13 protein-coding genes are annotated in these 13332 nt (G+C 35.6%); 3 read left to right on the forward strand and 10 right to left on the reverse strand.

Annotated features, from left to right (window positions below):
* Positions 1-34: 34 nt before the first annotated feature.
* The 5 genes from FJR06_RS19010 to FJR06_RS19030 all read right to left on the reverse strand — a co-directional run bounded on the left by FJR06_RS19010 (position 35) and on the right by FJR06_RS19030 (position 4725).
* A complete protein-coding gene (locus FJR06_RS19010; RefSeq protein ID WP_015080211.1) occupies positions 35-1483 on the reverse strand; it encodes a glycoside hydrolase 100 family protein in 1449 nt (482 codons plus the stop codon).
* Positions 1484-1848: 365 nt separating this feature from the next.
* Complete coding sequence (locus tag FJR06_RS19015) at positions 1849-3576, reverse strand: DnaJ domain-containing protein (RefSeq protein ID WP_168652047.1); 1728 nt, start codon at positions 3574-3576, stop codon at positions 1849-1851.
* A 59-nt stretch (positions 3577-3635) separates the two neighbouring features.
* Entirely contained in the window at positions 3636-4091 is a 456-nt protein-coding gene (locus FJR06_RS19020) for a ferredoxin (RefSeq protein WP_015080212.1), read from the reverse strand.
* A complete protein-coding gene (locus FJR06_RS19025) occupies positions 4091-4477 on the reverse strand; it encodes a DUF1257 domain-containing protein (protein WP_015080213.1) in 387 nt (128 codons plus the stop codon). Before FJR06_RS19025 ends, FJR06_RS19020 begins: the two co-directional genes overlap by 1 nt.
* Before the next feature lie 38 nt (positions 4478-4515).
* A complete protein-coding gene (locus tag FJR06_RS19030) occupies positions 4516-4725 on the reverse strand; it encodes a DUF2997 domain-containing protein (protein ID WP_015080214.1) in 210 nt (69 codons plus the stop codon).
* Between the two features lie 453 nt (positions 4726-5178).
* On the opposite strand from FJR06_RS19030, the gene FJR06_RS19035 reads away from it, so the two are divergent.
* Positions 5179-6036 (forward strand): peptidoglycan recognition family protein, encoded by an 858-nt coding sequence (locus FJR06_RS19035; protein WP_168652048.1) that lies wholly within the window; start codon positions 5179-5181, stop codon positions 6034-6036.
* Between the two features lie 105 nt (positions 6037-6141).
* On the forward strand, positions 6142-7020 hold the full coding sequence (locus FJR06_RS19040) for an Rpn family recombination-promoting nuclease/putative transposase (RefSeq protein WP_168652049.1): 879 nt from the start codon (positions 6142-6144) through the stop codon (positions 7018-7020).
* 136 nt (positions 7021-7156) lie between these two features.
* Here the strand turns inward: FJR06_RS19040 and FJR06_RS19045 are convergent, their stop codons facing one another.
* The 3 genes from FJR06_RS19045 to ribBA all read right to left on the reverse strand — a co-directional run bounded on the left by FJR06_RS19045 (position 7157) and on the right by ribBA (position 10960).
* Positions 7157-7792 carry an RloB family protein gene (locus FJR06_RS19045; RefSeq protein ID WP_168652050.1) on the reverse strand — a complete coding sequence of 212 codons (636 nt, stop codon included), beginning with the start codon at positions 7790-7792 and terminating at the stop codon, positions 7157-7159.
* A 4-nt stretch (positions 7793-7796) separates the two neighbouring features.
* Complete coding sequence (locus tag FJR06_RS19050; protein WP_015080218.1) at positions 7797-9089, reverse strand: ATP/GTP-binding protein; 1293 nt, start codon at positions 9087-9089, stop codon at positions 7797-7799.
* A 197-nt stretch (positions 9090-9286) separates the two neighbouring features.
* Positions 9287-10960: a bifunctional 3,4-dihydroxy-2-butanone-4-phosphate synthase/GTP cyclohydrolase II gene (ribBA, locus tag FJR06_RS19055; protein ID WP_015080219.1), complete on the reverse strand. Its 1674-nt coding sequence runs from the start codon at positions 10958-10960 to the stop codon at positions 9287-9289.
* A 292-nt stretch (positions 10961-11252) separates the two neighbouring features.
* Between ribBA and FJR06_RS19060 the strand changes: the two genes are divergently transcribed.
* Positions 11253-12104: a site-specific DNA-methyltransferase gene (locus FJR06_RS19060; RefSeq protein WP_168652051.1), complete on the forward strand. Its 852-nt coding sequence runs from the start codon at positions 11253-11255 to the stop codon at positions 12102-12104.
* A gap of 21 nt (positions 12105-12125) precedes the next feature.
* On the opposite strand, the gene FJR06_RS19065 is transcribed toward FJR06_RS19060, so the two are convergent.
* Positions 12126-12956: a ScaI family restriction endonuclease gene (locus tag FJR06_RS19065; protein ID WP_168635469.1), complete on the reverse strand. Its 831-nt coding sequence runs from the start codon at positions 12954-12956 to the stop codon at positions 12126-12128.
* Positions 12957-13178, reverse strand: coding sequence for a helix-turn-helix domain-containing protein (locus FJR06_RS19070; protein ID WP_015080221.1), 222 nt, complete (start codon positions 13176-13178; stop codon positions 12957-12959). It abuts the gene before it with no gap.
* Between the last annotated feature and the right edge of the window lie 154 nt (positions 13179-13332).

The following is a 13332-nucleotide window of genomic DNA, read 5'->3' on the forward strand; positions in this document are numbered from 1 at the left end:
AAAGAAAAGATATTCATTGTTAACAGATATTTGACTACATAGACAGATAAGGATCTATATTGCCAACTTCAAATTCACAAGCCCTAGAAACCACATCTGGAGGTAATTTATCAAAACTGATTAATGGTAAATAATCAGGATTATCTATGAGTTCCTTTGCTAATAAAAACCCAGCAATTGTCCAAGTTTGATATTTCCTCGCTTGTTTACCAATTAATCTCCCTTTTTTACCATCGTAATATTCTGGCCATTCATCTTCACTCAGTCTAGCTGTAGCAATTTCAATGGCTTTTTCTGCTAACTGTGGTTTTTTGGTTTTCACTGCTGCTGCTGCTAACATCCACATTAAAACAGGCCAACTTCCGGCATTATGATATGACCAAGGAATGTTTTTGGGATCACATCCTGTGACTACTCGATATTCTTCACCTTGTAAGGCAGGATAACAGATTTTAATAGGCATATCTCCTACTAAATCATCCCATCGTTTTTCAATCAGATTCATAATGGCTTGGGACTGTTCTTCAGTAGAAAGATCAGAAATCACAGCCATCAAATTTCCCAGAGTAAAGAACCGAGTATCCATTTGTGATGGTCCAACATTTCCCGCAAAATAACCACCTTTTTTCGGTAGCCATTTATCTAATTCATAATAAGGTAAAGAATCTGCATAAATATTGAAAAGATTGACCGCAGTTTTTCCGTATTCTTCACCTTTAAAGCGATAAATTGCATTCAGACGATTAATATCTATCCAATAATGCTGACGAATATGTCCACACAATAAAGGTAAGCGGTTATCAATTGCTTCGATAATATCCCCATTCCCTGTGCAAATTAGTAATTCTCTCGCAGCCCGTAAAGCCGCAAAAAATAGAACTTGAATTTCTAAAGGATGCCCATAAATCCCCATGCGTCTATCTATCATACAAGCACCGTCAGGAACTAACAGCGTGGGGTACATATCAAAACGATTGGCCAAACAGATATCCATAATTAACCTAATTCCTGTTTGGAATTCAGGTTGATAAGCTAAGGAAGAATCATTTGTAGCGACGACATAAGCCCGTAATAAAATTAGCCACCATAAACAAGAATCTACAGGTGTAACTCTAGCAATAGCGTGTTCACCAAAATCAGCTTCTAAAAATTCTTCCCCATTGGCAGAAACAACTTTGAAACTGGCTGGAATTAGCCCTCTACCGGGTTTATAGGCATCTAAGGCCTTTTCTTTCGGTTGCAACTTTAATGTTTCTTCTAGGAAATTTTTGACAATATCTGTTCTGCCTTTAATCAAAAAAATTAAAGCCGAAGAAACAAAATCTCGGATAAAACATTGGTCGTAATTTAGGGCTTCTACGGATGAATCATAAGCCGCTAGAGTTCCTACTGGCTGACCTTTGTAGTAGAGAATTGAATTCTCTAATGCAAGCCAAGCTTCATTTTCTATATTTTTACTTGTCTCTAATTTGTTTAGTTGCATTACCAGACTAACTCCATTTGGATAGTAGATTTGTTGGGAGTAGATGCACCTTTAATTATTCTTTATGCCCTTTTCATGATAACTTTGAAATAGCAAATATCAATCCAGTCAAAATACTAAAACTCGGTCAATGTCAAAATCTAACTGCATCATATTTAGCAGTTTTTTCAATCTCTGAAAATGCACTTTATTCTCCGTGTAAAATCACTTCAATAGAGTATATCTGCTTAATCAGGAATTGATCATGGACATGACAAAATATATTATTCCCCTACAACTTAACAATTTATAACGTTTTTTCCGAATATGCAATATAAACAATTAAAAAAAATTGAGGTATTAATACTGATGAAGCGATATATATTTTACAAGCTATTCATAAGCTGAAACCTTTGATATGCTTGATTGACTGCTTGCATGGCAGTTTTGGCACTGACAGAAGTGTTAATATCAGGATGATATAATCTGGCTAATCTCAAGTAGGCAAGTTTGACATCTTTGGGGTGAGTTTTCGGTTCTATGCCTAAAATTTCCCACCATTCCCCAGTTAAGGGTAAATCATCACTGCTGTGAACCTGCCGCCAAATCTTGAGAGTGCCACCTTTACCACCACTAATCAATATTTTACCATCTGGACTGAAAGCTAGGGGACTAAACCCAGAAATAGTTTCTAGCAATTCCCCAGTTTCAAGATTCCAAAGTTTGATAATTCCATCTTGACTACTACTAGCAATAATTTTACCATCAGGGTGAATAGCGATCGCAGAAATAGCCGTTGAGGGTTGATACCAAGTGTAGCGTAATTCCCCTGTATGGAGATTCCAGAATTTAATTGTACTATCGGTGCTGCCACTAATCAGGGTTTGATTATCGGCAGTAATTGCTAATGTATTTACTGCTGCTAAATGCTGATTAATGGTATAAAGTGGTTCACCAGTTTGTAAATTCCAGATTCTGATAGTTTTATCAGCACTGCCACTAACAAGAGTTGTAGAATCAGGACTAATAGCAATAGCTAAAACTGCATCTGTATGTCCATTTAAAGTGTGTTTAATCGTTCCTGTATAACTTCCCCAAACTCTGATAGTTTTATCCGTACTACCACTAACAATAGTATTACCATTAGGACTATAAGCAAGTGCATTAACAAAACTATTATGACTATAGGGAGAACTTAAATAAGAGAATGTGCGATTATATTTTTTTGTTTCTAATTCCCAACTGCTGATTTTCCGATCTACACTACCACTAATTACCTGTTTTCCGTCGGGACTAATAGCTACAGATAACACAGCTTCAGCTTGTCCAGAAAAAGTATATAGCAACTTTCCAGTTTGCAAATTCCATAAATTAACTTGTCTGTCATTGCTACCACTAACTAAGGTTTTATTATCAGGATGAATAGCAACACTATTCACGGTGGCTGTGTGTCCTTTGAGGGTTTTCACACATTGCCAAACTTCCGTTATTTGAGGAGTTATATTTAATATTTTGGGTTCAACTTCTGGTTTAAATTGAGGAGATTTACCTTGGATTTTGGACTTTAATTGTTTTAATTCTTCCTCAATTTCTAAAGCTGTAAATTTGGCATTTATATCATCACCAGATAATTCTAGTAATGCTTCCAAATAATAATAATAATCATTATTTAAAACTTTTGTTTCCATGCGTTCAAAAACTTGCATGGGAGTTTCCCTAAATTCAGAATCATCTAATAATTTAGCCACACCATAAGCAGCAAGTCCTAAAACTGCACCAATTCCTGTCATTGATACTGTACCAATACCAAAAGCTAAACCAATTTTAGGTGCAACAAATCCTATGCCACCGATAACATTAGAAACGGCAACACCACCAATAGCACCAATACCCATTGCACCAAAAACGGCGCTATCCCCTGCTGTAATTCCTTTAAAAGCACCATAAGCAGCAGCGCCAACAACCGCACCGGCAACAGTTACAGCAGCAGCACCTATTCCCACACCACCAAAGCCTCCAGCTATTCCCATACCTCCAACGGTAGGGGAAATACCCGCACCTGTTAAAGTTCCGGTGGTGATGAATGCTGCACCTGTTGGGGATGTTGGTTTCATGCTTACGTCAGAATCAGGATTTATAGGATTTAAGGATTGAACACTAAGTTGCTGGTAATTTAAGAACTAGATTTTTTTAACTTTTGTTTTTTCCGGCGTTTTTCTGTAATAGCTACACCATGTTCTACGGGATAACCCGCTACGGGAATTACCTGATATTTTCTATCTGCTTCTAAATTTTTCAGTTCTGTGTAATCAACCCAGTGAATACAATCAACAGGACAGGTATCTATGGCTTCTTGAACTACCTCTTCTATATCTCCATCTTGACGGAGGACACGCGATCGCCCATAATCTTCTTCAATAAAAAAAGTATTTCGGGCAACATGGGCGCAATGTTTACAGCCAATACAGGTAATTTCATCAACATAAACACCTTTTTGCCGCACTAATCCGCCTAATTCCGGTTCTAAACCAGAACGTTCGGGGACATCTCGCAAAAGACTCCCTAATTCTGGTTCTAAACCGGAACGGTTATATTCCTCTTCTGGTGACGACGGCGGCAAATTAGACATTACGCACTCCAGCGTTGTACTACTAGGCGAATAGAACCATCTTTCTGTTGTTGTTGTTCGGCTACCTGGAAGCCAACTTTAGTAGTTTCTTTAACTACTGTTTGATAAGCATAACGTTGAGTTACTTGACGAACAAACCCATCCACAGATAGATTTTGTTGCCAATATTGTAAATCTGCAACTAATTCGTATTCTTGACCATTCCATCTAAAACCGATATCATAACCATTTTGCTGTTCAATTGTGACTTCGGCTGCATGAGTTTGACCACGATAACCCCGCACCTCACCAGGTCCAGGTTTCCAGTCTATTCCCAAGTCAGAAAGGGCATCTTTCAAGGATTCCAGATTACGGATCTGTGTCTTAATTTGGCTAAAGTGTGACATGGTGGTTTGTAATCAATGAAATTAACTAGTTGGAAAACTTACCATTCGCTGTGGGCGGTTTGTGTATCCACCACACTATTTTGTTGCGGGTTAGTGGCAAAAAACTCTGAGGTTGGTTCATTACTCAACACTCGTCCTAGCTGGGCTTCTATGGCTGCTGTTACCTCAGTACAAGATGCACCGATAATACCGGTGACTTTTTCTTGGACTCGACCATCTGGATAAATGATGAATTCTAATGTTTCCATGCTTTGAAAGCCAACCTAGATAGTATATTTGAACTTTGCTGGTTTACCAGACCTACTCAAAATTTAGGGATAGGAACTTAGATACAAATTTGCCACTTGTCTCATAATGTTCCATATTTAAGCACATATATTTCATAATGTTTACAAAAGTTATTATTTTAGATTAGTATTTACGTTCGTTAGTTATAAGTTTCTCTTAACCTGATCAATTAGTCAAGATGAGGACTGCTAAAGACCAAAAATTATCAAAAATCTGATTAAATAAAGCTTGTAGGCAAAATCCCTAGTCAGGAATGAATATGAAAAAAATCTAAAATTCATTGAAAGATCTTATCATTATCATTGAATTGAACCAAGTCATAGGTTTTACACTGGTGATCAGGTATAATTGTTACTGGCTCTGCCATAAATATTCACAGACATTACACTATATTACCAATTTTAAATAAAAACATGAGATTTAGAGACTGGGCGACTAGAGTAATACTAATTTTTTTGATGTTAGCTACCCTAATTTTGGCTGTATTCATTGGGGGTGCGAGACAACAACACAATCAGACAATTGCATCAACATCGGAAGGGACAACTGAGTATCAATATCCACCAGCGCAATTACAGTCAACAATAACTAAACCAGAAAAAAAGCGAAATTTAATCCCGTCTCCCGCAAAGATTAAAAAAATTAATCCTCTGTATATAACTACTAGAGATTTCGCTAATTATACACCTAATTTTGCCCAGGTTACAGTTGATCCTAGCAATTATGGCGATCGCTATACCGCAGATGTTAATGGTGTACCTTGTAATAATCAAGCCATTATTGTCCTTCATGAAACTACCAATTCTACTTCTAGCGCCATTAATTTTTTTCAAACACCTCATGATGATGAAAGTGTTCAAGCTAGTTATCATGCCATAATTACTTTAGAGGGAAAAGTTATTTATTTAGTTCCTCCAGAAAAACGCGCTTTTGGTGCTGGTAACTCAGTTTTCAAAGGTGTTAATGGTGTGGAAACTGTGCAAACTAATCCTAATTTACCCCCATCTGTAAATAATTTTGCTTATCATGTATCTCTAGAAACCCCGACCGATGCTTGGGGGAAAAGTAATATAGAAGCACATTCAGGATATACAGAAGCTCAATATAATTCTTTAGCTTGGTTAATTGCTCAAAGTCAAGTTCCAGATGATAGAATTACAACCCATCGTGCGGTAGATGTGGGGAATGGGAAAGTTGATCCTTTAAGTTTTGATGGTGAAAAGTTTCTCAATAAATTGCATTCTTTTCGGCAATTACAAACTTTCAATTAGTTAGCAAAACAAAATTCTGAGGATTTAATTTAGTTAAAACTTATGCAGAATCTCAAATAATGTGATTAAATTTAGAGGATATTTAACAAATAGATAGAATGCTTCATGCGTCGAGACTCCATTTTCTATAAACTATTTCAACAATCTCCAACTTTACTATTTGAACTGTTGACAAATCCACCCATAAATGCAGATGCTTACCGATTTGATTCGGTAGCTGTCAAAGAACCCAAGTTTGAAATAGATGGAGTATTTCTCCCCCCAGAAAACGAAGGTGCTGGGGTTGTGTATTTCTGTGAGGTACAATTCCAAAAGGATGAACAACTTTATGAAAGAGTATTTGCAGAATCTTCACTATATTTCTATCGTAACCGCGTTAGATTTAGTGACTGGCAAGCAGTTATAATATATCCATCTCGCAATACCGAACAAAGGGACATTTACCCTCATAGAACCTTACTAAAAGGTGAACAAGTACATAGAGTGTATTTGGATGAATTGGGGGATATTCGTCAATTACCTCTATGGGTAGCATTGATGGTATTGACTACGGTAGAGGAAGAACAAGCACCAGCAGCAGCACGGGATTTGTTAATAAGAACCCGTGAAGAAGATCCTCAACCATCAAGTCGCGCCATAATAGAGATGATCACGACTATCATGGTGTACAAGTTTGAAAAACTTAGCCGAATGGAGGTAGAGTCTATGCTAGGAATAACACTCAAGGAAACTAGAGTTTACCAAGAAATTAAGGAAGAAGGACGAGAGGAAGGACGAGAGGAAGGACGAGAAGAAGGACGAGAAGAAGCAACTGTTAATGTGATTATTCGACTGTTGACTAAGCGGTTTGGAAAAATCTCTGAGGAAATGCGTTCCTCGATTTCTAGTTTACCTTTGCCGGTTCTCGAAGATTTGAGCGAAGCATTGTTAGATTTTACCAGCTTTGCTGATATCCAAACTTGGTTAAAAGGGCGGGTAAATTAAATTATTTGGGCTGAATATTCGCGTAAGTTGCTAGTTAAGAAAAAAGGGAATAGGTGAAAATCAAAAACTTACCTATTTCCAAAATTACATTTTTTTCGCCAGTTAAGAAGCGTTAATACTGCTAATAGATAATTGCTCATTCAAAATTTTTTTGTTTTTGTAGTTTATCAATTAGAATATGTACTTTTGTTGATGGTTTTGTACATCCATTTTCGTTAGGATGATTTTGCTCTAATTTAATAGCATGACTAATTGCTTTTTCTTGATTGGATTTGAGTTTTTCATATAGCAATTTATCACTTTTATTATAATTTTCTCCTGGTCTTAAAATACCCTCTTTTCTCATTTCTGATTCTAGCTTTGGACGTAATTCTTTGTAACTACTAAAGGGACTGGTAGTATAACAACAATGGAGTAAAAACCAAAATTCAAAACAGGGTATTGATGTTATAGATTCAAAATCATGTTCTTTTGCTGTGCTGAGAGCTTGTTTATATTTTTCCGGTTTATTATCATCATCAAATATACAAAATACTTGATCATATTGTTTTTGTCGGTATAGATCATAAGCTGTATTTACAATCTCTAAAGGATCTCCACCATTAGCGGAAACTACTTTAATCTTAATTGTTGATAATTTCAATTCACGTTTTAAAGAATCAAAGTAATTATATTCTGTTTGTTCACCCTCAACTACAATTAAAAGGTCTCCTCTAGGATTTTTATTCTCCGAACTTCGTTTTAAATTATTGGTAGATTTTCCCCGTGACATATTTTTAAAGACTCAACCCATTAATAAAAGGAATAGCACCATAGCGACCTAGTAAATAACCTTTTTGTAAAGATTCATCTTCACGAGGTCGAAAGTCAAACAATGAATATAGTTTAGTCATGCTGTTATCTTTTTCAGTAAACCACACTTGGTCAGGTCTGAATATTTCACCATCTAATAATGTAGTATCATGAGTTGTAAATATTAATTGAGCATTGTTTTTATTAATTTCTGGATTATTAAACATTTTTATTAATGCTTTAGAAAGAACTGGGTGTAAACTTCTATCTATTTCATCTATTATTAATATTTCTCCATTTTGCAATACATATAACCAATATCCTGCTATTTCAAATAAGCGTTTTGTACCATCAGATTCTTCATCAATTTCAAATTCTACCGTTTTATCAGAGTCATTCATTTTATGTACAGTGATAATATCTAATCTGCCAAAATCAGGAATATCTTTGCTTATTGCGTTGATTCCTAGCTTCTGCATTTCCTGTTGAATTCGATGAATCATATCATCATTTAATGTTTCAGGTATAATTTCAATTTTTAGATCAGCAATACCTATATCTGCTTCATTTAGTAATTTAACCATATAATTATAATAACCTTCATTATTTGTATCATCAACTATGAAGGGTGTATCTATATGAAGAATAATTTTTAGTTCATCTTGGAAAAAATCGAATACCTCTGTTAATTGAGGATGATTATTTTGTGCAGCATGAGATATAAATAAAGAATTAGAACGAACAAATCTTTGAATACGCTTTTTTTCCCCTTTTAATCCTTTACCAAAAGACCATTTATAACCTTCATTTGGTTCAAATGTTGGATTATCTGGTAGATATTCACGAGAAAACCAGTTTTGTTGAACTTCATTCGGATAAGCAATTAACCACTCTTCAAATACTCGTTCTCGATTTAAAGAAACTCCATATTCATAACGAATTTTTTCATGAATAAAAATCACTTCAAAACTACTAGGCTTTTTTGCTGTTTCACTATTTAATCTAAATGGTTCAACAGGTAATTTATCCCCAATTTGCATTCTACTAGCTGAGTTAATGACAAGATTTTTCAGAACTTGTATAGCTTTGAGTAAATTACTTTTACCAGAAGCATTTGGACCATAAATAGCAGCACTTGTAACTAAGCATAAATCATCATTATCAGGGACAGGAAAAGTATTACTATCTAGCATGGTTTCATTATCAGCAGCTACCATACTTAATGTTTGCTTTTCTTGGATTGAACGATAATTTTCTACACTAAATTCTACAAGCATGACTTTATTTTTAGTTGGTTATCTGTATATAACCCACAAATTATTATAAATAGTAAAAATTATACTTTTTGTCCTTGCTAATGTCTAGTTAATAGCAACTTTTATTTGTGGGGTTATTCAAGCATACATAAATAATCAACAAATAGCTCTAGTTATAAAACTAAAGCTATGATTAATCTATGGAAATTCAGCAAACCCTACTTACTAAAACTGTAAATGTGCTGTGTTTGAAAAATACCTTTTAAAGAAGAAGGTAGTACACCATCAGCGAAAGTTTGCCTATCTAACTGTACTTGCAAATTACTCAAAGGATCGCTACCTGTCGCAATCAGAAATTCCATTTTCTGAATATAGGGTAAAGTTGCAATTTCATCTAAAATCTGGCAAATTGCTTGCAGGTAAGGATGACCTTTTTGTTGATACCAATTGGATTCAGCAATATTAGCTTGGTCAAAACCTAAATGTACAGTTAAAGAGGGTTGATCAAATAAAGCGATTCCCAAGGGACGGGCTTCTTCCTGTAACAATAAATGTTGATTTTTGGATAAATACCGTAATTTCTCTAATCGTTCATAACGTTCAGTCACCGATTCCGGTTCATCTTGCCAATGTATGGCAACTGTAACTAGATAAGTTTGTAACAGCATATGTCCCAATTTCTTAGCTTTAGTAGCTAGGTAATAGGAATTAAAATCATTAGACTCAATTAAGAGGGGAACACGATCTACCACGTCTAATCCATAACCTTTGACACCAGCAATTTTACGGGGATTATTAGTGATCAAACGAATTTTTTTAATGCCCAAATCCATGAGAATTTGCGCTCCCATGCCATAATCACGCAAATCAGCAGGAAACCCTAAACGCTCATTTGCTTCCACTGTATCCAAGCCCATATCCTGCAAAGAATAGGCTTTCAACTTGTTAACTAAACCTATGCCCCGTCCCTCTTGACGTAGGTAAACAACGACACCTTGACCAGCATTTTCAATCATTTTTAATGCGGCTTGTAACTGCATCCGACAGTCGCAACGCAAAGATCCTAAAGCATCTCCTGTTAAACATTCCGAGTGCATTCGCACCATTACGGCTTCATCTCGGAAATTTGCTGGATCTCCCTTGACAATGGCGACGTGTTCTGTCCTATCTAGGGTGTGACGGTAGCCGTAAATATCAAATTGACCGAACTCGCTGGGTAGTTTGGTAACGATTTCTCGATATATCAGGCGATCATTTTGGAGACGATAACTGATTAAATCAGCAATGCTAATAATTTTCAGGTGATGATTTTTGGCATATTCCATTAACTGATGTAACCGCGCCATTGAACCATCAGGGTTTTGAATTTCGCAAATTACCCCGGCTGGATACAGTCCCGCTAGTCTGGATAGGTCTACAGCGGCTTCTGTATGTCCTGCCCGTTTAAGTACGCCTCCTGGTCTAGCCCGCAGGGGGAAAATATGACCAGGACGACGTAATTCTTCCGGTTTGGTGGCTGGGTTGAGGGTGACTTGGATAGTCCGGGCGCGGTCTTCGGCGGAAATACCAGTGCTAACGCCCAAATGGGGACCAGCATCAATACTAACGGTAAAGGCGGTTTGGTTAGTATCTGTGAGTTTGCTGACCATTAATGGTAAGTCTAATTCATCAAGGCGATCGCCTGTCATTGCCAAACAAATCAGTCCTCTGGCTTCTACAGCCATGAAGTTGATCATATCCGGGGTGGCAAATTGGGCGGCGCAAATTAAATCACCTTCATTTTCTCGATTTTCGTCATCTACGACAACAATGACACGACCTGCTTTGAGATCGGCCAAAGCGGCATCAATAGGATCAAATTTAAAGGTTTGGGTAATATTAGGCTGTGACACAGAAAATTTCCAGCTATTAACGTAAAGTTTTTTAACAATTTCTTATTTTAGATTGTAGCTTGTTTATCGGAATTAGAGGTTTTGTGAGATAACTAAGTAGGTTAGCATTGAAAATCGTCGTTATGACAAGGCAAGAGGCAAGAGGCAAGAGTGAAGAGGGTTTGGGCGATTTTACTTTTCGTTACATATTTCGGTTTTTTTCCGTTCACCTACTTAAACTGTTACTTGACAATAAAATAGTTCATATATACTATTAATAGTTTAGAGTCCCGTATATACAGATTATTAAGCTATGAATTTGACTGATATAAGTAAATTACTAGGTAAACCCTACTTTCAAGCGTCTAATTGTCTCATTTACAATTTAGATTGTTTAGAGGCGATGACAATTTTACCAGATGAATCAATTAATTTAACTGTCACCAGTCCGCCGTATAATATTGGCAAGGAATATGAAAATTTATTACCATTGGACGATTATATAAATTGGTGTGAAAAATGGATAACAGAAGTTTATCGTCTGACTTTATGTGATGGAGCTTTTTGGCTAAATTTAGGTTATTTATCTATTAAAAATCGTGCTAAAGCAATTCCTATTTCCTATTTACTTTGGGATAAAATTCCTTTTTATTTAATTCAGGAAATTGTTTGGAATTATGGTGCTGGAGTCGCAGGAAGTAAGTTCTTTTCACCTAGAAATGAGAAATTTTTGTGGTATGTGAAAAATTCAGAAGCTTATACTTTTAATCTTGACGATATTCGTGATCCTAATGTTAAATATCCCAATCAAAAAAAGAATGGTAAAATCAGGGTTAATCCTTTAGGTAAAAATCCCACTGATGTTTGGGAATTTCCGAAAGTAACTTCTGGACAAAACCGATCTTCAAAAGAAAGAACACCACACCCAGCACAGTTTCCCTCTGCTGTCATTCAAAGAATAATTCAAGCATCTTCAAATCAAAATCAAATTATCCTAGATCCATTTTTGGGTTCAGGTACTACTGCTATGGTAGCTTTAGATTTAAATCGGCTAGTAATTGGTTTTGAAATTCGTCAAGATTACTGTGATATTGCTGCTAATAGAATTGAAACTTTTTTGAAAGAACAAAGTTGTCAAGTAGAACAAATGTCTTTATTTGTATAAAATAAAAGTAATTTTATATTTTTAAGTTAACCACCACCAAACACCATTTATTATGTTTTTGCCCAGTGCAAATTTTTCAATCCCTGAATTCAATTTAAGTATATTGTGATATTTTTCCTGCACTTTGGCTTTTTTAACAGTTTGATTATTACCTTGATAATCACTTAATTCCTGAATAATTTTTATTCCTTCCTTATTCATCTCATTCGCAATTACATCACCAACTTTACATAATAAATTAACAGGAGAATCTAAAATATATTCTCCTGATATTGTAAAAAGTTTATGCTCATAGACTTTTTGATCTAAACCAGATGCCTGACCTGTTGCTGATTTTTGTGCATTCCAGTCTTCATGATCTATCCAACCGAATCTTAATAATGTTAAACTTTGCTGGTAGAAATTAGCTGTAATATAATAACCAGACTTTTCTTTTTTAGCAAGCTCCTCATTATTTTCATCTTTTGCTTTTTGACCATAGCTGCGATTTCCAAAAATTTTTGTGCCAAGCTGACCAGAAGTTTTTATCTCTATTGAATATCTTGTATCCTTTAGATAAACAATATCTTTTTCATCTTTACATTGTGTTCCTCTCCATTCTTCTGGATAACGCTTTTGCAATTCTTTGGCAAATAGTTTTTCAAAAAAATAACCCACCATAATAGCTGGTGGATCAATTTCTGCCAGGCTCAAATATGTGTCTTCCTCTCCTATTTTTGTTTGCCATAAAAGCTGCCAACTCTTTAAAGCAACCTCTCTAATAACATTTGGCTTGAGAGGATGTTCTTCTATCAGTTCTTTTGTTTTATCTGCCCATTTTTCAACTGGAATACTGGCATAAGGAAATACCATTTAATCTAAACCTTTTAATAATTCACTGGGTGATATTCCCAGAGCCTGAGCAATACGGATAATATTTAACAAAGCAATATTTCTTTCACCACGTTCAACACCACCGATATAGTTGCGATGTAGTCCTGACAGTTCTGCTAACTGTTCTTGAGAAAGATTTTGCGCTTTTCTGATTGTGCGAATATATTCGCCAAATTTTTGAAGTTGAGAATTTTCTGTCACATAGCAAACATAATCTTTAGTGGTACTGATTTTCTACACACTATGAGTGTGATTATTTTTTAAAGATATTTGTGATTATAGGTACGCTAAAAGATCCGCTTTGCTATACAATGCTGCGAAAGTTCAATCAAAAGTCATTAGTAATTAGTTAGTA

This window comes from Dolichospermum sp. UHCC 0352 (assembly GCF_009711925.1).
GTDB classification, from domain to species: Bacteria; Cyanobacteriota; Cyanobacteriia; order Cyanobacteriales; family Nostocaceae; genus Dolichospermum; species Dolichospermum lemmermannii.

What these genes read in the sequence shown, in the direction of transcription:
- FJR06_RS19010 (WP_015080211.1), bottom strand. Translation starts at nt 1,483, where the DNA reads ATGCAACTAAACAAATTAGAGACAAGTAAAAATATAGAAAATGAAGCT.
- FJR06_RS19015 (WP_168652047.1), bottom strand. Translation starts at nt 3,576, where the DNA reads ATGAAACCAACATCCCCAACAGGTGCAGCATTCATCACCACCGGAACT.
- FJR06_RS19020 (WP_015080212.1), bottom strand. Translation starts at nt 4,091, where the DNA reads ATGTCTAATTTGCCGCCGTCGTCACCAGAAGAGGAATATAACCGTTCC.
- FJR06_RS19025 (WP_015080213.1), bottom strand. Translation starts at nt 4,477, where the DNA reads ATGTCACACTTTAGCCAAATTAAGACACAGATCCGTAATCTGGAATCC.
- FJR06_RS19030 (WP_015080214.1), bottom strand. Translation starts at nt 4,725, where the DNA reads ATGGAAACATTAGAATTCATCATTTATCCAGATGGTCGAGTCCAAGAA.
- FJR06_RS19035 (WP_168652048.1), top strand. Translation starts at nt 5,179, where the DNA reads ATGAGATTTAGAGACTGGGCGACTAGAGTAATACTAATTTTTTTGATG.
- FJR06_RS19040 (WP_168652049.1), top strand. Translation starts at nt 6,142, where the DNA reads ATGCGTCGAGACTCCATTTTCTATAAACTATTTCAACAATCTCCAACT.
- FJR06_RS19045 (WP_168652050.1), bottom strand. Translation starts at nt 7,792, where the DNA reads ATGTCACGGGGAAAATCTACCAATAATTTAAAACGAAGTTCGGAGAAT.
- FJR06_RS19050 (WP_015080218.1), bottom strand. Translation starts at nt 9,089, where the DNA reads ATGCTTGTAGAATTTAGTGTAGAAAATTATCGTTCAATCCAAGAAAAG.
- FJR06_RS19060 (WP_168652051.1), top strand. Translation starts at nt 11,253, where the DNA reads ATGAATTTGACTGATATAAGTAAATTACTAGGTAAACCCTACTTTCAA.
- FJR06_RS19065 (WP_168635469.1), bottom strand. Translation starts at nt 12,956, where the DNA reads ATGGTATTTCCTTATGCCAGTATTCCAGTTGAAAAATGGGCAGATAAA.